Genomic DNA, 22,423 nt, shown 5'->3' with positions numbered 1-22,423 from the left:
TGGCGTCGAGCGGCTCGGCCCGAAATTCTATTACCCCAAGTTCCGCAAGTTCTGATAGCCTCTGGCCGAAGGCAGGACGGTCTTCATACATACCCGTTTTTGCCGGGCCAGAGGCACTAATGCTCCTGGTTCCGCCAGTCTACTGAAGAGCGGTTCCGAAAGAGGTTCTCGAAGAGTCGTTGGAAGCGATTGGGGTCTGCTCTCACCGTCGGGAGCGAACCGTCGAACCGGATCGTCCATGTCTCGGTCTCGACGGTCTGCCACGCGCGCTCCGCCATCTCGCGGACTGAGACACCATGTTCGGGATTCAGCGCTGCCTCACCACGAGCAAGCGTCAGCACGTCCTGAATGATTCGCTCCATTCGATCGTGAGCAGCGTCGATAGCATCGAAGTGCTCGTCCGCCCCCGTCTCGCGTGCGGCTTGGAGGTGTGCGCCGGCCACATCGAGCGGGTTTCGCAGATCGTGACTGATCACGCTCGCGACTTGTCCGACATCGACATCATCGGTGAACGGGACGGCGACGTCGCGGTCGACGAAAACTATCGTTCCGCCGTCTGTATCGGGTGCGAGTACGTGAGCTACGTACTGGCTGGCATCGGCAGTCTCCAAGAAGAGCTCGACCGCTTCACCAGCACGGAGTTGTTCTTTGAGAGTCTCCCCGTTAGACGATTTTACCGTGTCGAACCGCTCGAAAAGGGCCGAAACTGCCTCCCCGGGATCGACACCGATCGTCGCGTCGAACGCGTCGTTCGTCGCCATCACTGTCGGGACGTCGTCCCGCATTTCGTACGTGAGTACGGGAGCGGGATGAGAGGAGAGCGAGACTCGTAGCGCGTTGGAGTCACTCATCGTCACCTCGGCGCAGTCAGGTGCGTCGTCAATCGGGTAACCATCCTGCTATCGACTCTAGACACCGTCCGGTTTAATGTCTACCCCCCGCTGCGCGATCTGAAACACGTATCGGCGGATCCGCACGTTAACGGTTCGAACAGGTCGCCACCGAACACCGTGTTTCAGCATCAGAAACGCGAGGAAATGGCTTTGTGGCCGAAACCGGGATTCCCGAACGCGAATGAACCTGGACGAATTTGCCGATGCGAACGCCCCCAGGAGAGTAGTGACGGCTTCCGGAAAGTCAACAAGCGACTGCTGGAGATCCCCTTTGAGGGGACGGTGATGGTGAAGGCCGGATCAATGATCGCCTACACCGGCGACGCGACGTTCACCGGGAAGTCCTCCGCCGAAGGCGGGATTTCCGGGTTCGTCAAGGACGCCGTCAGCGGCGAGGGGACTCCCATCATGGAGGCCGAGGGCTCCGGAACGCTCTACGTGGCTGAGCAGGGCAAAAAGGTACAGATCCTCTCGCTCAACGCCGACGAGTCGATATCTGTCAACGGCGCTGACGTCCTCGCGTTCGAGAAGGAGATCGACTACGAGATCAGCACCGTCGGGGGGCTCTCCCAAGCCGCCGCGGGCGGGCTCACAAACGTGTTCCTCACCGGCCCCGGGGAGGTTGCGGTCACGACTCACGGCGACCCCGTCGTGATGACGCCGCCGGTCACGACCGATCCCGACGCCACCGTCGCGTGGAGCGCCAACCTCTCACCATCGATCGGGACGAACAAGACGATCGAAATCGGTCAGACGTCCGGTGAACAGCTACAGATGCAGTTCACCGGCTCCGAGGGGTTCGTCGTCGTTCAGCCCTACGAGGAAGGCGGTCAGGTGTAGACGCAAGTCGCGAGTACCCGCTGATCGATATTCGAACGATCCATCGTGTAGCCATATGTTCGCCCTCCCACACTTCTCATCACGCATTGTCGTCGGTATCGGGTCTAGTTGTATCGCAGTCGTTGGATGGTCTTTCGCCCGTTCGATGCGCGGGTTTCCAACCGATCCGCATCTGTGGCTCCCGCGACTCGTCGTCCGATCGGTCGCCGACATTCGACGACTGGATCGAATCGCCGTCGTTTGGATAGGACTTATCGCCTGGTCAGTGACCGTGACCGCTCTGCATTTTGCCGGGGTAACCCTCGAGATATACTCGGCTATCTCGTGGTGGGACCTGCTCACACACTCCATGAGCGGCTTCGGTATCGCCGCGTTGGCGGTGCTAACTCACCGAGACCGAGTTGCGATGGACGGCTCGGTCTGGTGGGTCGTCCCGACGATCGTCGCGGTCGGCGCCGGATTCGAGGTGTACGAATTCGCCTTCAAAGCCTTCTGGCACGACTGGACGGTTCGGAAGTACGTTGTCGACACGGTCGTCGATCTCGTCATGAATACGCTTGGGGGGACAGTCGTTACGACGGCAGCAAGCGGCTATCTCACGGCGATCGATCGGCCGCGGCCGGACTCATCGTCTCCGAATCACGCCGACTGATCGGAATCTCTGCCGGGCGCTTTCGAGCCGAATTCGATCACCAGTTTCTCCGACGCGATGCCATACACGGTCATCTCCCTCCCTTTCTCCGAGTACCAGATGTCCACTGGAGTGATGATTTCGGCGTCATCTAACCTATCGAGGTGGTACGTGACGTTTTGAACGGACGCGCCAACCTTCTCTGCGATCTCCGCTGCCGGACGCGGATCATCGGTGAGTACGGCGAGGATCTCCTGGGCCGTTTTCGACGACACGGCCCCCAGCGCGTCTGCCACTTCGTCTCGGTCGATCGAGACGCTGAGGCTTTCTTCCGGGACGTGTTCCGTCGTCGTCCGGCGGGGGAACACGCTCCGTCCAGACGCACTCTCGGTCGTATACGACATACTCGATCGGCGTCTCGGGTGACAGTTAAAGTCAGAACACCCGTTTCTGGGCCGGAAACTCGCAGAAGACACCTTCATCCCAGCCGATCGGTGGCGCGGTTGCTCCGGGGCGCGAATACGTCCGAACGCCTTCTTCAGATTCAACGGAGGGGGGACAAAACGGCCACCGGCGGCTCACCGCCGTGTGTCTGGAGCGGAGTCGCCGAACTGGATGACGACCTCCTCCACGGAGAGTGCGTAGACGGTCATTTCGGTTCCTTTTCTAGAGTACCACGTGCCTACCGTTTCGATGAGGTCGGCTTCGCGGAGGTGGTCGAGATGGTACTTCGCGTTCTGGACGGATGTGTCGATAGCGTCAGCGATGTCTGAGGCCGTCGCCGGGTCGCCGTCAAGCGTCGCCAGAATCCGCTGTGCGGTGTCCGACGAAACCGTTTGGAGTACGTCGGTCGGCTGTTCATCGTCGACGACGACGCTCGTCCGTTCACGTGGTGTGTGCTCGACGGGTGCTCCGTAGGGGAATGCGGTTGGCATGGATATCGATTGGGGTGATTTACCGTCTAACGTACCTAGTCACGCGGTCGTCGAACTCGAGTTTCCCGTCACGCCAGAAGATATACGCGACCAGTAACAGGCCACCGAGGACGGCGAAACTGACGAAGAGGAGTCCCTCTTCGCCAACCCAGCGTGATGGACCGACGATGTCGACGGCGAGGAGCTCCGGAGTCCGCTGTGAGTGACCGAGGCCGAAAATCGCGCTTTGGGTGAAGTTGTAGAACACGTGAAATCCGATGCTGAGAGCGAGCTCGCCCGTCAGCACGTATACCCCGCTCAGTACCAGTCCGGCGATCAGATAGTACCCGTATTGGCTGAGGTGCGTCACCTTCGCGCCGTGTAGAAACGCGAATGCGATCGTGCTGAGAGCCACTGCGAGGCCAACGGCCGTCCACTGGGGGACGAATCCGCTCGATCCTTCGGCGAGGTTCTTCACCATCGCACCGCGCAGGACGAACTCTTCCCACGCGGCTGCGAAGGCAATATACCCGAACACGATCCCCATCGCAGGCACGAACGGGAGGTCGCCGGAGCCACGCATCACGCCGACGAACGCGGCCCAGTCGGCACCGAGCGCCACGACGAGTGCGCCACCGTTGATCGCGGTGGCGACAAGTCCACCGACGACGAACGAGCGCCACCACTCTCGATCGAACGAGAGACCAAATCCTTTCACAGGGCGTCGGTCGATAAGTCGGGCACTGAGAAGAACTGCACCGACGAGAATGACGGCGATCCCAGTCAGTTCGAGGAGTTCTCGCACTGGATGGTCGAATCTGGCTCGGATCACGGTCTGGAGGATTGCGAGAAGAAGGAAGGTCAGGACCGTCGGGACGAGCGCTCGGATCGGTGCACGCAGACGGCGTTGCTCGGTGTTCCAAACCGGCCAGAGGAGCCGACGGATCCTCTCCGGGAGGGTGGTCGATAGGATTCGATCAACCGTCGATTGTAGCGACATACACGGACCAAGCGCACGGATGTAAGTAGTACTCCAGGCACGGCTTCCGACCCAGAAGCTGTGACGGGTTTTTTACTGTTACCCCGGTCTGGCATGTATATGGGCGAGGACGAGGATGCCGTCTTGGCGTTACTCGACGACGAGTACGCCCGAGCGATCCTCGCACACCTCACGATTGAACCGATGTCAGTCGACGAACTCTGTACGGCCTGTGGGATGTCCGATGCGACGGCGTACCGCCGTCTCGACCGGTTACTGGACGCAGACCTCGTGACCGAACAGCAGGAGCTCGACCCCGACGGCCACCACTACAAGCGGTACGCGGCGACCGTCGAGAACGTTACCGTCACGTTCACCGACGGGAGCTACGAGGTAGCCGTGACGCGTTCGACCGATCCCGCCGACCGGTTCACGGATCTGTTCGAGGGGTTGTCTTGAGATGCTCGTAGGACAGGTGGATACGACCGGAGCCGACCCGCTCATCGCACTCGGCGTGCTCGTCCTCTCCGTAGTTTCGGTAGTACTGTCGGTAACTATCGCCGCGGTTCTGATTCGCGGCTATCGTCGAGGACCGGCTCACCGCGGGATGCTCTGGCTCGCAGTCGGCCTTATCCTCTTGATCACGGTACCCGAAGTGCTTCGCGTCGGGTTGCCAACGGCGACAGACGTCGGGAGTACCGGTCGCTCAGTACTCGTCAGCGGATGCGAACTGCTCGGGCTCGCAACGATCCTGTGGACGGTGTACGGGGGTGGGGTACGGTGATAGCAGACAGTTCGCTACTGGTTGACCCGTTCAGCGTTGGTTTGATAGCTCGTGGTGTGACAGCTCTCGTGGGGCTGTTCGTCGCGACGCTGGCGTATCGCGGCTATCGACGGAGCGGCTCCGCAAAGATGCGGGCACTCGCCATCGGTATCGGTCTGTTAACAACAGGCGTGTTTATAGTGGTTCTACTTACGGATATAACCGGCGCGGGGAACGGCGTCGTCTTGCTCGTACGAGGTCTTGTGACTGTCATTGGCCTCTGTGTCGTATTGTACGCGATTGTCGTGTCATAGTCGCTCATTTCGAAAAGGAATCACACCCTATCTCACCGAACACCATTTTGAGACCTTCTAACGCCTGTTCGGTGAGTGCGACGCAAGGAACGATTTCTATTCGAACTATCGAGGCGGTAAAACACTCTCCCCGGTGAAAACAAGTTCCTACCCGCTCATAGCCGAGGCGTTCGCTTCGTTTGAGGATTGCCCGTGCGCGCGCTGGCGTTCTAGCCGTCAGAGGCGGGTTCGTGATCACCGTTCAACAACCAGCCACAATCCCGAGTTAGCTTTGATCCCCAAGTGCCGCTGTCAGCGCCCGGAGCTGTCCCCACCCGTTTGATCAGAGTGCTGCAGGCAAGCGCCGACCCGCTCCATCAAGTGCCGTTCCCAAGGCACTGAAGAGTTCTCGAAGATTCCGGATCCGTGTACCACAAGGATTCGTTGCGGAGACAGCCCCTCGAACACCCGTCAAGGGGGTGCAAACCGACACAGGAGATACATCCCGAGTCACTCCTCACCCACGGGGAACAACGGGGCAGTCCCGAGTACGTCGGGCACGCGAACCGCCTCGGGGTCAAGCCCCGAGGCACTCGCCTTGCTCTCTCTGTAGATCACACCGCCGTTATCGGGATCGACAACGGAGCAGTCAGTCTCGCTGAAGGCTTGTACTCCTGAGCGCTATTCGGCAATTACGACAACTAGTGTGAGCGTTGGTGACAGTCTCTACTGGAGACGGAACACGGTATCGTCCGTCCCCTTGCTACTATTTCTCAAGGTTAACCATCTCTTTGTGTTTTGATAGTATATTTAACAGATTACCGTGTAGACCCACTCAAGAAGGATGTACCTGCTACAGACCATCTATCCGTTCTCTTTGGCCAGTGCTAATATCGCTATGGGCTGGTTTCTGTACCACCTCTCTGAACCAGTTCTCGGAGTCCTGCTCGTCCTGATCGGTCTCTTCGTCGTACTCGCCTCAATAGGAAGTACCGTCAGCCAACGTCGGCCTGTACTCGGAAAATCCACGTAGTTTTCCTCGCTGAATCGTCGTGCTGAGCTCTACTTCTGTCTCTCGCAGGCCGTTCCCGACACTACCGAGGCAGATTGGCACCCTGTATCAACACCCGTGGAGACCGCGCTCCCCGTGGATACGTCCGTATCTGCGAAGTGCGTCGTGGAAGAAGCCCCACCCAAAGCGCGAGCAGTCAGGCGGGCGGTAAGGCGGGGCGGTTCACTCGATGAAAAAAGATGGTCACACCTGTGCAAATTCGCTCAGCGACTCGCCAACGGTAAAACCGATCGCGTCATCGAACCCGTCTGCGCCGAATCCGATAGCAAGCATCTCCTCGCTCGTGTTCTCATAGTGATTAAAGAAAATATTTACCTTTATGCGTAGTAGAGCTGGTAATGAGTCGGCTCGACGGGGTCACGCTTGAGGAACTCTACGAACTCAAAGGGCAGATCGACGAAGGGAAGCCGCGAGAACGTGTTCTCGCGGCGATCGGACGCAAACAGGGCGATCACTTGGATACGTTGGCTGAACGCCATGGCGTCGTCGAGAAAACGATCCGCAACTGGCTCGATCGGTTCGAAAAAGAACCGATCGAGCAAGCTCCCTACGACACACCTCGACCAGGAAGACCAGCAAAAATCCAGGGAGAAGAGCGTGAACAGCTGTTCGAACAGCTACAACAGCCACCGACTGAACTCGGCTACGACCAGCAAGCGTGGTCTGCGAAGCTCTTGCTCCACCACGTCAAAAAAGAGTATGGCGTCGAATACCACGAGAACTACGCGTACGAGTTGTTGAGAGAGGCCGGACTGTCCTTGCGGACAGCACGGCCTCGACACCACGAAGCTGACCCCGAGGAGAAGGCCGAGTTCCAAGAGACAGTCGAAAAAAACAGCCCGAATTGAGCGAAAAAACGGTCGTTGTCGTCGATCAGTTCACCAAACACGTCGGAACTGTCCAGCGGCGTGGCTGGTACCCAATCGGGTCAAATCCGACGATAGAGACGGCAACGTCTTGGAAGTCGGTGACAGTGCTGGGCGCTGTCACCGACGACGGTGACAGCCTCTTTTGCTGGACGGAAGAGAACTTGACCAGATTCCACGGAATTCGGCTGTTAGAGGCATTGAAAGACGAGTTTGGTGATGAATTAGTGGTGTTTCTGGACCGAGCGGGCTACTTCTACGCGAGGGATCTCTGGGAACACGTCAGCGGTGAGCGAGAGACCGAAACTGTCGGAGACAGTTCGGTCTCGTGCGTGCGTGGAGACGATCTTGAAGTGTGGTACTTCCCGTCAAAGCTTCCCGAATTGAACGCCGTCGAAGGATGTTGGGATCAGCTCCAAGAGTGGTTCAAGTACCGCCTTGTTCCAGATCTCTCAACGCTGAAAGACTACATGACACGAGGATTGAGCGCAATCACCGAACCAAATATCTGGCCGTATCTTACTGGTAAAGATTTATCGTAACCACTATCAATCGAAATTGACGTTGAGGCAGTGGATTCGCCTTGAACTTCGGAACCATCATCCAGTTGAACGCTTGCCTCATATGTCCCAGAGTCAGTCCACACGTCTTCGTAGGCCGTCATCCCGTCTTCAGTGTCTTCCTCGGCGGCGTCTTCATCGTCCGATGCCGGCGGTAGGTCGAATGATTCTGAGAAAACGGTCTCGTCCGCCGAGTCTGTGATCGTTACGGTGCCGGTGAGGTTGTTGTCAGTCTCGTTGAAGAGGTTGACATCGCCCAACGCGAGGTCGGCAAGGCTGTCTACGATCCCTGTACAGCCGGCTGTTCCAGCGATGAGTGCTACCCCACCGCAGGCGAGGAATCGTCGTCGGTAAGTACTGTTCGAACACTGACGCGACGTTTGTTGGAGGGCCATATCACGCCGTCGCGGCGCTGGGGACATCAAAATATGGAATAATTGGCTCTGTTGAAATCCGATCCTTCAGACATATTATCTCCTGAAACAGCCGGTCGATTAGAACTGCACACTAAGACCCATATAATTGGAGGAACCCATCCGGAGCTATGACGAAGGAAATGATAAGTTAGTTCGCGACAACATTCCAGCCGTCATCGAGGAAAACGGCGAAGAGCCGACCATCCATGTCGCTGACGAGGTGGAGTACGCTGACCGCCTCGTCGAGAAATTAGAAGAAGAGGTGATAGAGTATCGAGAGAGCCGTGACCTCGACGAGTTGGCGGATATTCTGGAAGTCGTCCACGCAATCCGGACGGAGAGAGGACTGACTGTCGAAGAGCTACGGGAGATACGAACCCGAAAGGCCGAACAGCGAGGGCGCTTTGACGACGGTATCGTCCTCGAATGCGTCGAGAAGTAGTATTCCTGTACTGACTGATCTACGGTCGATACTTCCGGGATTTCGCGGCTGAATCAACCGCAAGATCGCGCTTCGTACTGATCGTCTTCGATCCTTGGCAACAACGTCCTAACCGATACGAATTTGAAGATCCCCCGAACTGTATCGTATATGAGATTGGGAAAGTTGGTCTCCCCTCACCTCCCAAATGCCGTAGTTGCTGCGGCCATATTCACGCTCTACAACACCTACACTGGCGATATTGCTGACCCAGTCAAGATTGGTATCGAATTTATTTTCTACGTTACTGTGATCTTCATCGGATTCGTAGTTATTACCCCAATTTTGAACAAGGCATTCAGCAGCGTTACAACGTGAATCCCCTGTATTGACTGCTATCGATCGAAATATATCAGCTTGATTCTGTTGAAATCCTCAATTGGTGACATGTTCTATGAGGCGTACTGAATACATAGCGTGAGTCGATTGGCAACGGACGTGAGTATGGTAGAATATGTACAGAAAGTGAGGATGCTAAAAAATTTATTGCGCTTGGGAGCCACGCAGTTCTTAAATGGACAATAGAGCTCTCGGAGTCCTTGCCTGTGGTAATCTTCTGATAGCATTGAACACGTCTGTTTCAGGTACAATAGCTACAGTATCCACACAGTCGTTGGTACTGTTACTCGGTGGTATGCTGTCCCTTGTCGGCGGAGGCTTTTTCCTTCGAGGACTATTCGAATCACAGGGTACTGCCAGTTGAATCGCTCCTCAATAAGCATGTGCTGAACTCACTCTCTGTATCTCACACCCCGATCCTATCAGTTATTAAGGATTTCAACAAAGCCGAATAATTAAACTATGATTTGACTAATCGGACATACTTAGCATACACGACGCAACTTGCTCCTGTGTCCGATCAGGTCTCCCGGGGAGTCTTCACTCTCTCAGTAGTCGCAGGTATCTGCTGGATCGTTCGGCTCCTACGCAGCCAAATATGGTATATCGTTGAGTTGTTCGGTGGTCTCGAACGACTCTCGGTTGGGCTTTTCATCGTCATTGCAATCGAGTATTTGGGGGAGATACTCGTAACCATTCTCGCTTTTCGTCTGATCTGGCTGGTTCTTCGGAGTGATCGTTCGTTTCACCAGTTGGAAAGAGGAATCCAGACCACTGTCCTCGCCGGTTTGGTATTTCTGATCGTGACGCCTTTCATCTCCAGTATGTTCTACTTCGTCGTCCCGCAACCAGATACCAGACCAGTAACTGCCGCCCTATACGTCAGTCGCAACATCGCCGTCGGTCTTCTCATTGGAGGCACTATCCTTATTAATCGCTGGTGAAGCATCGCCAGAGAAAGCATGTTCTGCCGGTATTACGAGGCGTTCTGTGAAGCGCAAAAGACGAGAAAACACACTATTCGGTTGCGGCTCAGAGGTCAGTTCGTCCACGAGTGAAAGGTTCTCTCCAGCGACTAAGCAAGACCCCCCAAAGATGGAATAATCAGTTAGCATAGACCGTTGAACCGACGATCAGAGAGAAACTACGATAACAAGAACGTTCAGGATGAGACTTAGACAGGCAACACTACTGATCAAAAAGAGCGAACCAGCAGAGACAGCGAATTTACTAGGGTCAGAGCGGAGGGATTCATAGCCCGAACTGAGAATCAGACCGCCTCCACTCACCGCAAAAATGAGTGGGACAAAACCCCAGTCCCCGACAACATAGGAGGCGACCGCATGGAAGAGAAACGACAGCCCCAGCACCGCAAAAGCTCCGTGATACACATATAACCGTTTCATAGTCGTGATTTCACACCTCTTCACTAAGCGGTCGAGATACCTCAAAAACTCTCGGATGATTGCACTCCTCAGCGACCGGGTGTTTCGGATTATCCGGGAAAATTGCTGCCTTAGGAAGGTGAGTAGCGACCAATTCACGGAGGTCCACAACTCGAAAATACTGTCTGACGTATTCAAGTGGGTTTGGATGACTATAAACGCATTTTACGTCTCTCAGCGTCTTCGGTTATTTTATTTGTACAGACTAACCATATCGAATCTGTATGGCCCTCCAACTCAGCCATGCGGTTAGCGACGGTATTCGTCGGACAGTCTCCCGAACTGGGGGAATCCTATTACTCGGATTTCTCGCGATCCAGTTCGGGCTTCAAACGAGCGCCAACAGCGCCGTGTTGGGGCTTCTCCCGCCAGAGGCTGCCGAACAGTTCGGTCAGAACGCTGGGATCGCGCTTCCGATTCCCGGAAGCGCCGGTGTCGCTCTGTTCGTCGTGCTCATGGTGTTGAGTTCGACGTACTTCGTCATCCTCTCCCGTGCGTTCGCTCGACCGCAGAGTGAGATGTCACGCTTTCCCGCGACATCGGGACGGCGGCTCGGACGGACTACGGTGTTCGCACTTGTCGGCGGACTGATCGTCTCAGTCTCGATCATGCTTGGTACCGTCCTCTTGATTTTCCCGGGGCTGTTCCTCGCGGCCTCCTTCCTGTTTTTCATCTTCGCCGTCGCTGTCGAAGATCAAGGAATCATCAGTAGTCTCAAGCGGAGCTGGGGGCTGGCCCGTGGCTCTCGGCTCAAGCTCGGTATCCTTGTCGTTGTGACTGCGGTCTTTGGCGGTGTCATCGGCGCTATTACGCCGTTGTTGACTCTTGCCGGCCTACCGGTCGCAGCCGATATTGTGACGATCGTTCTCACAACGGCGTTCTTCGTGCCGTACTACGCGATCATCGCATCGGCGTACCTCCAGTTGCGGGATGAACAGGATGCCCCGAACCGGTCGACACAGAACCCAGTTGACGCATCACAGACTCCCAAGCTCTAGCGGACGACAAATATAGGGCGACGAGTCCCAGTACCCCCACGAAACATTGCCGGACGAAATAGGAGTCTGGGGATAGCAGTTGAGGGTGTGTTGGGGTTCCAGATTCCTGCTGGATCACCATTTATATCGGGAGATCCATCTCAAAGTTACTTTCCAAAACAAAATTTTGATACAAGTATAATTGACTCTGTTGGAGGGCATCAACAGAAATTCTGACAATATCCCAATAACCCCACCGAAATAGACTGCTGCTGGCCAACTCGCACCGTCTACTTACCGTTTGATAGCCCCTCAGAAAACAGATGAATGCGGTGCTGAAAGGGCACTCACAGCGAACGCGCCTCACGTGCGGTCTGAAGACCATACACGACAGCCGTACCGCCGAGCACCACTAGCAATCCCTGCTGCCAAAGCTCACCGACATAGAGCACCGCAGCGAGACAAAACACGCCGAACATGATGTCCCAGCCCACCCTGGATAGCGGCGATTTCCCAGGCATATTCACTATTTGGATCCCACATCTATTCAAATTCAGGGGTACTACCGGCGTACTGCGCTTGTATAGCAGTAATTGCTGATATGGTTTCTTTATCACTGGGATACGCACAGAAATATGATGCCCTCCATCCGATCCATTCTAGCCAGCCTTCTCGTTGGACTCGTCCACGCGGGAACACTCATCGCTGTGGCACTGACACTCGGATATTCAATTGGTCCATCCGAGTACACGATCCTCGGGATGGGGTGGCGCTATGGCGGTCTCGTCGTCGTAGCTGTAGTTCCAGTATGGCTTGTGCTCCGGTATCGAATAATCGCTCCACTAGTCGCCCTCATACTGACTACTGGCTACGTGTTCGGGATGGAACTCACGCCACCGGGGCCGACCTTTCGTGATGTCGCAGAGGTAGAACGGCTTGCTGAGCCGACCGGAATCATCGTCGTCGAGAACGGGCTGTATATCGCCCGGTATATGTTGAACGCCTCTGTCTGGACGGTTGGATTTCTATTTCTCGGTCTGATCGAATACACCGTTCGAACAGGGTGGAAGCGGCTTCCAGCAGTACCATCACCGAGCCCGCTGATTACGATCCCCGCATCACGGGAGCAGGCGCTACGCATTGCTACTGTTGGGGGCGTACTCCACGCGGTCGTGATGCTGTGGTTTACACTCCGACTTGGTCTCACCGTTTCGGGCGAGTTCGGCTGGCTCATATACATTAGTAGTACCCTGGGGATGTGGATACTCGCTGCCGTTCCACTGTATCTCTTAGTTCGTCATCTCGTGGTTGGGCCAGCGACAGCCCTCTCCGCGTTCATCCTGCTCAACATACAAGCGGAGTTCACAGCCAGCCCCGATGACCCACACGCACTGTACTTCGGCGCGTGGTTTCTCTACCTCGGTCTTCTCCTCATTGTGGCAGGGGCCGAGTTCGGGCTTCGCCGGCTACAGATAGGACAACGATTGCGTATGATGACGTAATCACAGTTCGGATACAATCGTCGGAGACTTTCCACACGCTAATCGGTCAGTACAGTGGGAATGCTTATCGTTGGTATCGTTCGATTAGACGATTAATGACGGACTGGGAGCATGTGAGACAAGAACTCAAAGAGGCGGGCTATTCTGGATTCGAGTTCGATAGCGGCGATACGGCTGTGCCGGAGTTGTCCGGTGAGTGGGTATCCGGCAAAATCGCACGCGAGAGAGCATTGAAACACGAGAATCAACCGGTATTGATACAGATTCTCGACGTATTTTCAGGGGACGGTGGTGCCGTAGATGCTGCTCCAGAAAACGCCCCGGAAAGCATACGCAAGATTGCCACAGAACACGGATTGGAAGTCGTGATAATCAGCGTCTCTGCCGATGAGGTGCGTATCGCACTTTGTGATTCCTCAAAATATGAGTAAAATCAAAAATTCCCACTCGGCAACCGTATGTACGCCGACAATCGTTGCGGCTGAATTCTACTCTCACGAGACGTCGTACAACCACCCTGAAACTCCCTCGTACACCACTCAAAGCAAGAGTACCGACTATCACTGAGCAGTAACTAATATACTGATCGTCTATCTTCTCCAAATATGAACGGTCGGCATACCGCTACTGCCCTCCTAAACATAGTCCGACTCGAATTCCGCCGACACCGTCGCTCGCGCGGCACGGTCGGGACGCTCGCTGGTCTCACACTGTTCTGTACGTTCTGGAGCGTCCACAACCTCTCTATCTCGGCGTACCCCCCGGATGCGTCGCTGAGAAACGACGGGGTGTTTTCGGTCGTCGCCCCTGGCCAGAACGTCCTGCTCCTTGACGCTGCCACCTCGATCTTTGTTGGCCCGCTGTTGCTCTGTGCCGGCGTTCTCCTCGGCGTGGGTACTGTCACGACGCCCCGTGCCGAGAGGACACTACGGACTATTCAGACATTCCCGTACAGCAGGCGGAGTGTGTTCGTTGGTCTGGTCCTTTCCAGGGTCGTGGCCCTCGCAGTCGTTGTAACTGTCCTCACGATCTGTACCGTCATCGCAGCATCTCTCGTTGGGGTTCAATTATCTTGGGCGGTGGTGTTCGGCTTCGTGGTTCTCCTAACGCTCCATACAGCAGGCGGTGTCGCCGTCGGCGCGATGATCTCGACGCTTCGGACCGAGCCCATCGCGGTGTATCTACTCGGTATCGTCGCTGCCGTCGGCCTGTTAGTTCTCGGCGGGGTCCTCTCTTCGCAGTTCATACAGGCCGGCGTGTTCGCGCCACGGACCGCCTTCCACGTCGCGCTGGCCGGCCTACACGGAGACTGGATGACGCTCTTCCAGCAAGCGCTGGCGGACGAGACGGGCGACGTTCGACCGCTGTTCGGCTCTATGGTTGCTGGAATCCTTGTTTTGTGTACATGGGTGATGGTGCCGACACTGCTCGGCACGGTCGGCTACGAACGGGGTGACCTCGACCGATGACGGGCGCATCCGACGACTGTACACCTGCAGTCGTGACAGACGGTTTTACCAAACGGTTCGGCTCTGTCACAGCCGTTGAAGGGCTCGGGATGACGGTTCCGGCCGAATCAGTGTACGGGCTGCTTGGCCCGAACGGGGCAGGGAAATCGACCACTATCGACGCTCTGGTCGGGCTTGTCCACGCTACCGAGGGGTCGGTACGTGTTCTCGGAATGGACGTTGGTACCTCGCCGGTCGAGATCCGCCGGCGAACCGGTATCTTGCCGGACGGGTTCACGCCGTACGAGCGCCTGACCGGCCGGGAACATCTTGACGCCGCCGCCCGCGCCAACGGCGTGACGATCGATACTGACGAGGCACTGGCACGGGTCGGACTCGCTGACGCCGCCGACCGTACCGCAGGCGGGTACTCGCACGGAATGAGCCAGCGGCTGGGACTAGCGATGGCACTCGTCGGCGCACCCGACCTGATCGTTCTCGACGAACCGGCGGCCGGACTCGACCCCCACGGAATCGAGATGTTGAGACGCATCGTCCGAGAGGAGCACGCTCGTGGCGCGACCGTCATACTCTCGACACACCAACTCGCACAGGTCGAAGCGGTATGTGATACGGTCGGCATCATCGACGATGGCCAGCTTGTCGCAGAGGACTCTGTGGAATCTCTCCGGCGCACCGTCGAGACCGAGGCGACGCTCCGTGTCAGGCTTACTGGATCGATCGACCGCGCCCGCAATCTCCTTCGAGAGCTCAGCGGCGTGACTGGAGTGACTGACGACTGTGGCGTACTTATCGTGCGGTGTGAGGCCGAACAGGGAACTGCCGGTGTCATCGCCGCACTCGAACGCTCGGACGTGGGACTTGAATCGTACGAAAAATCGCTCCCTGGTCTTGAACAGGTGTTTGGGGCCTACACCAACGAGCAGTGACTGACCGTTCATCGGCTCGTCGACTGGCGGAACAGGTGGGTCACGTTGCCCGACAGGAACTCTTGTGGCTCCGGCGTGGTTGGACGGTCCCAACCGTAGCCGTCCTGTTCGTTCTCTCGGTTGTGAGTGTCGTTCGGTGGGCTGATCCGCCAGGACCGGGAGAACAACCGCTCACGGTCCTCACACTGGTCCCACACGGCGATCACCTCTCATCGACCGCGATCGTTCTGTTCACGCTCGCACGGGTGCTCACACTTTTGCTCCCACTCGTTGTTGTCGTACTCACAGCCGGAACGCTCGCCGGCGACACTCAGGCGGGTCGGCTCCGGACGCTCCAGACGTTCCCAGTCTCGCGTCGTGCCGTCGTCGCTGGGAAGCTCCTCGCCCGGTCGGCCGTTGTGGGAAGCGTCGTGGTACTCGGTCTGATCGCGGGTACACTAACGTCGTGGTTCCAGTTCGGGGTCACCGAGCCGGTTAGCTACGGCTTGTTCCTTCTCGTCTCGGTGGGGTTTACACTGTCGTTGACCGGAACGACGGTGGCCGTCTCGACACTGGTCACGGCGCGATCTCAGGCCGTTGCTCTCTCGCTAGGCCCTTTTCTCGTCTTCGCGTTCCTTGGAGTCGACCCGGGTATCCCGTCGGTACTCCGCACAGGACTACTCGTCCAACCCTACCAACTCTTGGTCGCGGGCACCCACGACCAGCTCGTCGCTATTCCGCGGGTGATGGCAAGTGCCGGCCCGCAGGCTCGGATCGGTGGGCTCGTCCTCTCCGACGGAGTTTCGCTCTGCGCGCTGTTCGCGTGGCCCATCACGCTCCCCATACTCGCGGTGGGTCGATTCTGTCGACGAGACTTGTAAACCGCCTCGGGATCAAGCCCCGAGACACTCACCTAGTTTATTTGTAGACCGAAATCGACTCCACAAATGGCTCAACCGTCAACGATCGTCATTGAGTGTGCTGGCCGAGAACATCGAATTCCACACGTACACGACACTGAACTGGTCCTTGATGTATTCGACCGGCGTGCCAATGGTATATGAACTATTCGTGCCTACTCGCCAGATTCTCGGGATCTTGAGATCGTCATTGATGAGATGCGACGAAACGGGGGTATACGGCCGAGTAGGTTGCCGACCAGTGCACCGAGGATACTAAAGAAACTCCAAGCTACGATGGCAAAAAGATGCCAGAGCAGCGCAAACACAACTGCGAGGACGGCGTAGCCGGATGATATTTCCCATCCAGATGTAATGAAACTGGCAGAGGCCCAGACGGCGGGAAGGCTTCCGATGATACCAGTTCGTAGGCCAGCACGCATAGCAGCGGTTGATCGGTTGCTGTAGTACAGACCTGCAAGGAACCCAGCGAGAACTACTGGGCCAGCACTAAAATGCGATGGCTCTGTACTCAGGGAGACAACTACTGTAGAGGGAATAGATAGGAGTCCAAGAACTGTTGCAACCGAGATCTCTTCGTCGAATAGCCATTGGACGATTCTTTGGTGGGCAGACATACCAGACCTATCATTTGTTGATAAGAAAAAATGACTAAAGGTTAAAACTCGATTTGCGTTAGAGGGCGACGAAATCACGACAGTATACTATTACAGGCGGTAGTTCACGCGGTGTCAAATTAGCTGAGGGACTATCGGATATTGCCACGCTCGGCCTTGGTACGCGTTTGTACATGCTATTACCGCAAAGCAGATTGTTGCCGTCGCTATGAGTAGTGCCATTGCTACACCGACGAGTTCACTTACTCCGAGACCAATCATAGCGACTAAGATCGCTACCAAAGAGATCGGGATATGCCAATTTAATGCGTTAGCCGCATTCGATTTCGTGAACTCATTATCGGACGCTAAATATACAAGAGCAAGAGCAAAAAAGCCAAACAAAAGGCCAGCAATATGAACTAACGCTGCAATAGTGGTATTTTGATTGCTATGACTCTTCCTTTCAGTAACGTTCGATGTCATTAGTACACTGTTTATATTCACTAAGACAAAAAGAAGGGTCAGGCACGGTTCCAAGTTATCGAACTGTGAATTACCACTTATTATCTGTCCCCATGTGGGTCTGAATGACAATAGCGAGTGGAATGCGCCTAATGCAATATAGAGACAATGACCGATGAGGAGTTGAGTGATGTCTTGAAGATCTTAGGTGACGAACATTCGAGAAAAATTCTACAAGAAACAATGAAACGGCCAATGTCAGCTGATGAATTGAGTGATGTGTGTGATATATCACCACAGTCAGTCTATCGTCGGACAGACAAACTCTCGTCTTATGGACTTTTAGATACAGAAATGGAATATGACGAAGACGGCCACCATTTCCAGACTTATACCGCCGATCCAACTCAGATTGTGATTGGTATCTCTGAAGAGAATGCTGATGTGACTATCAGTAAACGGGAAAAGATGACTGACCGTTTTAGCGAATTTATTAACCAAGTGAGAGATCAATGATAGAGGCTGGTTTATCACACCCAGTTGCGGTTGTTGGGTTGGCCTTTTCTGTCGTAGCCCTTGTACTCGGTGTCTGTACTGCGTATCTTGCTGTACGTGGCTATCTTCGGAATGGTCAACGTCCGATGTTATTCATTGCTGCTGGGTTTGTTTTGGTACTCTTGACGCCATTCCTGTTATTATTTGTAATTATAATCCCAATAGCAGACGAAGTTACGTTTTATGCTGTGAGTGCTATCAATCAGACTATCGGGCTATGTTTGATATTATATGGTCTCTGGACACCACGTACTTCCAGTATATCTAAAAAAGCATAGCTGAGTCTATTCAAGGGAATTGAATCTCTGGAATAAGCCTCGGCTCACGATACGACACCTTGGACGTAGATGTGCGCGTAGGCGCTTGCCCACACGATGGAAAGTAGTTCACTGACACTCGATGAGATGAGGCTCAAAACGGGGTTCAACGAGGCCAGACTCATCCCCATCTCGGGGAGATATGTTGGGAGAAAGAGACTAGCTGCACTTCCAATAGCGATCACCCCGATAAGCACGAATTTCCCTCGGTAGTTCGTCGTGATGCGCCAACTCACGCGGAATGATTTGACCGGCCCGTACTGGCCGATGACACACGCTTCAAGTGCGAACCAGACCTTGTACAGGAGAAACAGAAACGGCACGGCAAAGGTGATTCCACCGATCGCTGCAGCGACGGGGAAACTGATCATATCTACCGGCGTGACCGGGAGCACACCGACAATAAGGAAGAGTGGTAGTGCCACGAGGAACGGAATTGTCATCACCAAAACCACGGTGAGAATGACGACGCCGACTAGTGATGGCGTCCGAGCGAGGCTTCGATGTAATCCCTCACGTCTCGTGACTGGCTCGCCCGTCAGTTCGCCGGCGACGATCGTTCCCACGTACGCACGGATCAAGATGATGAACGCAAACGCCGTCAGAGTCTCAACTACGGTGATTGCGGGCATCGGGAGCATGTTGAAACTGTCCGTTTCGAGAAGCCGTCTGGCCAAAATGATCACACCCGCGAAAACGACAATTGACGGATAGGATCGAAATAGGCGAACGGACCAGACTAACGAATCAAGAACGCTTCGACGAATTGCGGGTCTCTCGATATTGCGGCAATCAAGACAGCCACAGCCGTCGACATCGTCTCGGGCCTTGATCGTCGGTACCACGTCACCCGTAGTTGTGTCGCTGGCAGTCGAAGCGCCTTGGACCGATGTGTCGGTATGTTCGCTCATTCGGCAGTAACGAACTGGGAGATAGATTCACCGGCGGCAAGCAGGATCGACGGTGGACCAAGCAGTGAGGCGAAGGATTTGAACGCGCGTTTGAGACTCGGCCGATCGTCCTCGGTGCCGAGAAAGAGCAGTGTCGGGTCTTCAGAAACGACGTAGACGCTCATTTCCCGGCCTTTCTCCGAATAGCAGGTGTCCGTAACTTCGATCACGCCAGCCGATTCGAGATTCTCCAAGTGGTAATGGACATTCTGTACGCTCTGATTGAGTTGATCAGCGATCCGTGACGGCGTCGCCGGCGTTTCGTTGAGCAGCCGAAAGATTTCGTAGGCGGTCTCGGAAGACAATGCTTCGATCACGTCTCGCGTCCCGTCGTCGTCGAGACTCAAGACGGCCGGAGTATCGCTTCGTTCAACGGTTGCGTCAGTTTGTGTCGGGAGGATCCGTGACATAGGGTTTGGCTAGTTTCTGTGGGCGGCGATCGCGGGGATCTGATCTGTTCGGTGGTTGTTCGAAACTATCGTACGTAATTGTTGGTGGATGGTCATACTGAGTCCAGAGTATCAGTTGAGGCAGCGATTAATCGCATATAGTAGGCCGTGTACACCGTGTAGAAGTACGCGAAGCCGATCGTAGAAAGGGCAATCCCGATGGGGAGCAGGACAGCGATCGGAATCCCGAGCTCGATCGGTAATACGTCAGCTGGGCCAGCATCTGTCATCGTCAACTGGAGCAGGTATTCGGGAATGAAGAAGACGTTCAGCAGAACGAGCCACGCCACGGAGAATCCAGCGACGCTTTTCAGGTTCGAGCGAACGATCCCAACACTTCTCCGGAACGCATCAGTGACACTCGCGTTTTCGATGACGATCGCCGTGTCATAAAACTGCACGAACATAATAACAACGAGGATCGACACCAGCCAGATAAGCAGAGAGATGACGCCTGCTGCGAACGCAGCCATTTCGTGAATCGCAGCGAGCGCCATCGTTCCGATACCGAGGATGAACCCGACGAGCCCAAATCCGACCGCGGTTCCAAACACGAGTAGCACGAACACCACAGTTGCAAGGAGAAGCCGAATGTAATGAGCCCGGGCTACAGTGAGAAAGTGAGTGAGCGACGCGTCTGTGCCGTCGATCGCAGCTCGGGCAGTGCCGATGAACCCGCCGATAACGAACGGGAAGACGATCAGCCAGGCGAGCGACACGCCTCCCGAGAGATATGGCGACTCGATAAAGTGATCGACGTATTGTAGCTGGCTGCCTGCCCCGACGAGCAGGCCAGCGATGAGCAGGATCGGATTCGCGCGGAGGGCGGTGAATCCATCTTTGAATGCGGAGACGGTGACCATCGTATCTACGGGTTACCGCCGTCATATATTAGGTCGAACGTAGTATCAAAACCATATTTAACTATTTGAGACCTTCTATCGCCTGTTTCTCGGACACGACGCAAAGCACAGTTTCGATTTGAGCTATCGGGGTCTTGAAGCATCCCACCCAGCAATAACTGGCTACTCGTGATACTACGTCAGTTCCGTATATTCTTCGAACAGTTCTGTGAGAGAGAACCGTTTCGAACCCTATCGATGATCGGTAGACGTGGCAAATGAGTGATCAATATACTCGACGGACATTGTTGACGACACTCGGGGCAGCGGGAGTCACGAGTGTTGCTGGCTGTCTCTCGTCAGGTGATAGTCGCTTTCGATTGAGTGCGTATCCAACAGAGGATCCGTACGAGGCGTTGCTACTAACAGATCCAGCGGGACACCGGGCCCAGTTCGCTATCGATTACCCTGACGAGTACAAGCGTGCCGTCTACGATGAACTGCTTACGAGTGGTTCGGTTACTGTCCTGAACTACCAGTTGGCCTACGAGTACGAGTTCGGCTCTGAGCAACGGGAACGCCCCCAGTTCGCTACGGACGGCGATAGTTACTACCGGATCCACGTCGATACCGTTCGTACTGTCGAACGAGACTGGTGGGAATTCTATCTTGACTTGCAGGATGCGGAACAGCCAGACAGTACTGATCCGGTAACAGTACCGGTCACGTCACTGTCCGATCGTGACCAGCAGATACTCCAGCAGGCGATGGAAGCCGCAGCGGCGGATCGAGATCCGGCGATCGACGTCGGTGATCAGGAGCCTGGTTCACGCGGCGTCACGTATCACCACCAACTCGATACCGAAGCAAGTGATCTCGTCCCATCGCCGCCGTTCGAGTATCTACAACACAACGACCATCTGTTCCAGGCACGAGCCGAGCAGAATGCCATCCCTGTGACCGAACAGACGTTCACAGCCGAGCAGATCGGGAGATCACGATCTGAATACGAGCGACACGTACGCGATACCGTTCTCGAAATCGACTTTTCCACAGTCTCGCTCTCAAGCGAGGCGACGGACGTACTCGACACGGCAACGGACGGGCGACCAGTTTCGGGATTCTATGAAGAGTCGCCACCAATGTCGGACAGCCTCAAAACAGTCCTCACGCAGCTCAACGCCACCAACCACGTACAGGAACACAGCGAGTATACAGAATATACAACGTTTCCGAATATGTACGCAATCTACGACGGGAGTTGGTATGAATTCGAGTTAGCTGTCTATCCCTGAGCGAAAATTCAACGATTTTTGTTGAAGTTCTCACCAGCTGATATCTTTTGGGCTGGTTGCAGTCTGTACAGGTGAAGCACCTAACAGCATTTCCTTGTACGCCACCCGCCAGCACCATATCACGGTGTCTTCAGACGCCCAGTTCGTGCTTGTTTGCGTGTATCAATGGATATGTTCTGACTGTTGTCGGTCTTTTGAAATGAAAAGTAGAAACGCAATCACACCTATAAATAAAATTACGAATGGGAGCGTCGTGACACCTTGTTGGCCGTAGTACTGCGCGAATGCGATGGGACTCACAGATAGACCGAACAAGCCAATAGCGTAGCCGAACCGGTCTATACGGTCGTCAAATTGGATAGAACTACCAAGGAGTGGAATATCAAATGCCAAATAGAAGTACCCAGCTCCTGCGTAAACCGCCGCTGTTCCCATTGCAACGAACCAGTCAGGGGAAAGAAACCAGAATATGCTGAATCCCACCAACAGACCACAGAGAACGGCGAGCGGGAGATCCCTATCCATATCCACACTATATCATAGTTGTTGTAAACTCTTGTCGCTCTTCGGTAGACTGGCGGAACTAGCGGAATACATTGACAGCGATACAGTCCACGAGACTGTGGATCGGTGGCCCAGTAAGGTTCAGTGACAGGAGGAAGCCGTAGGTCCGAGCTGCCTGTTCC

30 protein-coding genes and 2 pseudogenes are annotated in these 22,423 nt (G+C 55.2%); 19 read left to right on the top strand and 13 right to left on the bottom strand.

The features are described from left to right. Positions 1-116: 116 nt before the first annotated feature. A complete protein-coding gene (locus tag B9H04_RS13745) occupies positions 117-785 on the bottom strand; it encodes a sensor histidine kinase (RefSeq protein ID WP_249025104.1) in 669 nt (222 codons plus the stop codon). 289 nt (positions 786-1,074) lie between these two features. On the opposite strand from B9H04_RS13745, the pseudogene B9H04_RS13740 reads away from it, so the two are divergent. Beyond that, positions 1,075-1,733: pseudogene (locus tag B9H04_RS13740) on the top strand (AIM24 family protein). Positions 1,734-1,788: 55 nt separating this feature from the next. Beyond that, a complete protein-coding gene (locus B9H04_RS13735; protein WP_248648677.1) occupies positions 1,789-2,385 on the top strand; it encodes a hypothetical protein in 597 nt (198 codons plus the stop codon). On the opposite strand, the gene B9H04_RS13730 is transcribed toward B9H04_RS13735, so the two are convergent. From B9H04_RS13730 to B9H04_RS13720, 3 genes are all read right to left on the bottom strand, one after another. Next, positions 2,373-2,768: an ArsR/SmtB family transcription factor gene (locus B9H04_RS13730; RefSeq protein WP_049933091.1), complete on the bottom strand. Its 396-nt coding sequence runs from the start codon at positions 2,766-2,768 to the stop codon at positions 2,373-2,375. The genes B9H04_RS13735 and B9H04_RS13730 overlap by 13 nt on opposite strands. 174 nt (positions 2,769-2,942) lie before the next feature. Further along, positions 2,943-3,299 (bottom strand): ArsR/SmtB family transcription factor, encoded by a 357-nt coding sequence (locus B9H04_RS13725; RefSeq protein WP_049933090.1) that lies wholly within the window; start codon positions 3,297-3,299, stop codon positions 2,943-2,945. A 19-nt stretch (positions 3,300-3,318) separates the two neighbouring features. Further along, positions 3,319-4,278, bottom strand: coding sequence for a CPBP family intramembrane glutamic endopeptidase (locus B9H04_RS13720; RefSeq protein WP_049933089.1), 960 nt, complete (start codon positions 4,276-4,278; stop codon positions 3,319-3,321). 99 nt (positions 4,279-4,377) lie between these two features. On the opposite strand from B9H04_RS13720, the gene B9H04_RS13715 reads away from it, so the two are divergent. The 5 genes from B9H04_RS13715 (at position 4,378) to B9H04_RS13695 (ending at position 7,793) form a co-directional block, all read left to right on the top strand. After that, positions 4,378-4,716, top strand: coding sequence for an ArsR/SmtB family transcription factor (locus B9H04_RS13715; protein WP_049933088.1), 339 nt, complete (start codon positions 4,378-4,380; stop codon positions 4,714-4,716). 1 nt (position 4,717) lies between these two features. Next, positions 4,718-5,041, top strand: coding sequence for a hypothetical protein (locus B9H04_RS13710; protein WP_049933087.1), 324 nt, complete (start codon positions 4,718-4,720; stop codon positions 5,039-5,041). Continuing rightward, positions 5,038-5,334 carry a DUF7521 family protein gene (locus B9H04_RS13705; RefSeq protein WP_211216883.1) on the top strand — a complete coding sequence of 99 codons (297 nt, stop codon included), beginning with the start codon at positions 5,038-5,040 and terminating at the stop codon, positions 5,332-5,334. Before B9H04_RS13710 ends, B9H04_RS13705 begins: the two co-directional genes overlap by 4 nt. 1,389 nt (positions 5,335-6,723) lie before the next feature. Beyond that, a complete protein-coding gene (locus tag B9H04_RS13700; protein WP_080508662.1) occupies positions 6,724-7,233 on the top strand; it encodes an IS630 family transposase in 510 nt (169 codons plus the stop codon). Beyond that, positions 7,230-7,793, top strand: coding sequence for a transposase (locus tag B9H04_RS13695; protein ID WP_080508661.1), 564 nt, complete (start codon positions 7,230-7,232; stop codon positions 7,791-7,793). Before B9H04_RS13700 ends, B9H04_RS13695 begins: the two co-directional genes overlap by 4 nt. Here B9H04_RS13695 and B9H04_RS13690 read toward each other — a convergent pair. After that, a complete protein-coding gene (locus tag B9H04_RS13690; protein WP_248648676.1) occupies positions 7,718-8,206 on the bottom strand; it encodes a hypothetical protein in 489 nt (162 codons plus the stop codon). The genes B9H04_RS13695 and B9H04_RS13690 overlap by 76 nt on opposite strands. Positions 8,207-8,333: 127 nt before the next feature. Between B9H04_RS13690 and B9H04_RS13685 the strand changes: the two genes are divergently transcribed. The 4 genes from B9H04_RS13685 to B9H04_RS19250 all read left to right on the top strand — a co-directional run bounded on the left by B9H04_RS13685 (position 8,334) and on the right by B9H04_RS19250 (position 11,490). Continuing rightward, a complete protein-coding gene (locus tag B9H04_RS13685; RefSeq protein WP_248648675.1) occupies positions 8,334-8,669 on the top strand; it encodes a nucleoside triphosphate pyrophosphohydrolase in 336 nt (111 codons plus the stop codon). 150 nt (positions 8,670-8,819) lie between these two features. Then, entirely contained in the window at positions 8,820-9,026 is a 207-nt protein-coding gene (locus B9H04_RS13680; RefSeq protein ID WP_049933080.1) for a hypothetical protein, read from the top strand. 533 nt (positions 9,027-9,559) lie between these two features. Further along, on the top strand, positions 9,560-9,991 hold the full coding sequence (locus B9H04_RS13675) for a hypothetical protein (protein ID WP_049933078.1): 432 nt from the start codon (positions 9,560-9,562) through the stop codon (positions 9,989-9,991). A gap of 725 nt (positions 9,992-10,716) precedes the next feature. Further along, positions 10,717-11,490, top strand: a complete 774-nt coding sequence (locus B9H04_RS19250) for a hypothetical protein (RefSeq protein WP_248648674.1) — start codon at positions 10,717-10,719, stop codon at positions 11,488-11,490. 326 nt (positions 11,491-11,816) lie between these two features. Here B9H04_RS19250 and B9H04_RS18805 read toward each other — a convergent pair whose 3' ends face one another. Then, positions 11,817-11,963 carry a hypothetical protein gene (locus B9H04_RS18805; protein WP_155120056.1) on the bottom strand — a complete coding sequence of 49 codons (147 nt, stop codon included), beginning with the start codon at positions 11,961-11,963 and terminating at the stop codon, positions 11,817-11,819. 144 nt (positions 11,964-12,107) lie between these two features. Here B9H04_RS18805 and B9H04_RS13665 point away from each other — a divergent pair, with 144 nt between their 5' ends. The 5 genes from B9H04_RS13665 to B9H04_RS13645 all read left to right on the top strand — a co-directional run bounded on the left by B9H04_RS13665 (position 12,108) and on the right by B9H04_RS13645 (position 16,229). Continuing rightward, positions 12,108-12,971: a hypothetical protein gene (locus B9H04_RS13665; RefSeq protein ID WP_049933077.1), complete on the top strand. Its 864-nt coding sequence runs from the start codon at positions 12,108-12,110 to the stop codon at positions 12,969-12,971. Between the two features lie 95 nt (positions 12,972-13,066). Continuing rightward, a complete protein-coding gene (locus B9H04_RS13660) occupies positions 13,067-13,402 on the top strand; it encodes a hypothetical protein (RefSeq protein WP_080508660.1) in 336 nt (111 codons plus the stop codon). A 174-nt stretch (positions 13,403-13,576) separates the two neighbouring features. After that, positions 13,577-14,440, top strand: a complete 864-nt coding sequence (locus B9H04_RS13655) for an ABC transporter permease subunit (RefSeq protein ID WP_049933076.1) — start codon at positions 13,577-13,579, stop codon at positions 14,438-14,440. Beyond that, positions 14,437-15,369, top strand: a complete 933-nt coding sequence (locus B9H04_RS13650; protein WP_049933074.1) for an ABC transporter ATP-binding protein — start codon at positions 14,437-14,439, stop codon at positions 15,367-15,369. The genes B9H04_RS13655 and B9H04_RS13650 overlap by 4 nt, the downstream gene beginning before the upstream one ends. A gap of 35 nt (positions 15,370-15,404) precedes the next feature. After that, positions 15,405-16,229, top strand: a complete 825-nt coding sequence (locus tag B9H04_RS13645) for an ABC transporter permease subunit (protein WP_248648673.1) — start codon at positions 15,405-15,407, stop codon at positions 16,227-16,229. Between the two features lie 194 nt (positions 16,230-16,423). Here the strand turns inward: B9H04_RS13645 and B9H04_RS19640 are convergent, their stop codons facing one another. Both B9H04_RS19640 and B9H04_RS19635 read right to left on the bottom strand, forming a co-directional pair. After that, positions 16,424-16,885 (bottom strand): DUF5518 domain-containing protein, encoded by a 462-nt coding sequence (locus tag B9H04_RS19640; RefSeq protein WP_162141828.1) that lies wholly within the window; start codon positions 16,883-16,885, stop codon positions 16,424-16,426. 114 nt (positions 16,886-16,999) lie between these two features. Then, entirely contained in the window at positions 17,000-17,350 is a 351-nt protein-coding gene (locus B9H04_RS19635) for a DUF4870 domain-containing protein (protein WP_080508659.1), read from the bottom strand. A 147-nt stretch (positions 17,351-17,497) separates the two neighbouring features. Here B9H04_RS19635 and B9H04_RS13635 point away from each other — a divergent pair, with 147 nt between their 5' ends. Both B9H04_RS13635 and B9H04_RS19745 read left to right on the top strand, forming a co-directional pair. Next, positions 17,498-17,845, top strand: coding sequence for an ArsR/SmtB family transcription factor (locus B9H04_RS13635; protein WP_080508658.1), 348 nt, complete (start codon positions 17,498-17,500; stop codon positions 17,843-17,845). Then, on the top strand, positions 17,842-18,162 hold the full coding sequence (locus B9H04_RS19745) for a DUF7521 family protein (protein WP_455583599.1): 321 nt from the start codon (positions 17,842-17,844) through the stop codon (positions 18,160-18,162). The genes B9H04_RS13635 and B9H04_RS19745 overlap by 4 nt, the downstream gene beginning before the upstream one ends. Before the next feature lie 44 nt (positions 18,163-18,206). Here B9H04_RS19745 and B9H04_RS13630 read toward each other — a convergent pair whose 3' ends face one another. The 3 genes from B9H04_RS13630 to B9H04_RS13620 all read right to left on the bottom strand — a co-directional run bounded on the left by B9H04_RS13630 (position 18,207) and on the right by B9H04_RS13620 (position 20,463). After that, on the bottom strand, positions 18,207-18,833 hold the full coding sequence (locus B9H04_RS13630) for a hypothetical protein (RefSeq protein WP_249025103.1): 627 nt from the start codon (positions 18,831-18,833) through the stop codon (positions 18,207-18,209). Positions 18,834-19,108: 275 nt separating this feature from the next. Next, positions 19,109-19,561, bottom strand: a complete 453-nt coding sequence (locus B9H04_RS13625; RefSeq protein ID WP_049933071.1) for an ArsR/SmtB family transcription factor — start codon at positions 19,559-19,561, stop codon at positions 19,109-19,111. A gap of 92 nt (positions 19,562-19,653) precedes the next feature. Then, positions 19,654-20,463, bottom strand: a complete 810-nt coding sequence (locus B9H04_RS13620; protein ID WP_049933070.1) for a DUF7847 domain-containing protein — start codon at positions 20,461-20,463, stop codon at positions 19,654-19,656. A gap of 359 nt (positions 20,464-20,822) precedes the next feature. Between B9H04_RS13620 and B9H04_RS13615 the strand changes: the two genes are divergently transcribed. After that, a complete protein-coding gene (locus B9H04_RS13615; RefSeq protein WP_049933069.1) occupies positions 20,823-21,737 on the top strand; it encodes a hypothetical protein in 915 nt (304 codons plus the stop codon). A 162-nt stretch (positions 21,738-21,899) separates the two neighbouring features. Here B9H04_RS13615 and B9H04_RS13610 read toward each other — a convergent pair whose 3' ends face one another. Both B9H04_RS13610 and B9H04_RS18175 read right to left on the bottom strand, forming a co-directional pair. Further along, positions 21,900-22,262, bottom strand: a complete 363-nt coding sequence (locus B9H04_RS13610; RefSeq protein ID WP_049933068.1) for a hypothetical protein — start codon at positions 22,260-22,262, stop codon at positions 21,900-21,902. A 58-nt stretch (positions 22,263-22,320) separates the two neighbouring features. Continuing rightward, positions 22,321-22,423: pseudogene (locus B9H04_RS18175) on the bottom strand (IS1595 family transposase); the annotation flags it as partial.

It is taken from the genome of Halorubrum ezzemoulense DSM 17463, from assembly GCF_002114285.1.
Taxonomy (GTDB): domain Archaea; phylum Halobacteriota; class Halobacteria; order Halobacteriales; family Haloferacaceae; genus Halorubrum; species Halorubrum ezzemoulense.
The sequence above is the reverse complement of the archived record's forward strand: the minus strand, read 5'-3'. Positions and strand labels throughout refer to the sequence as shown.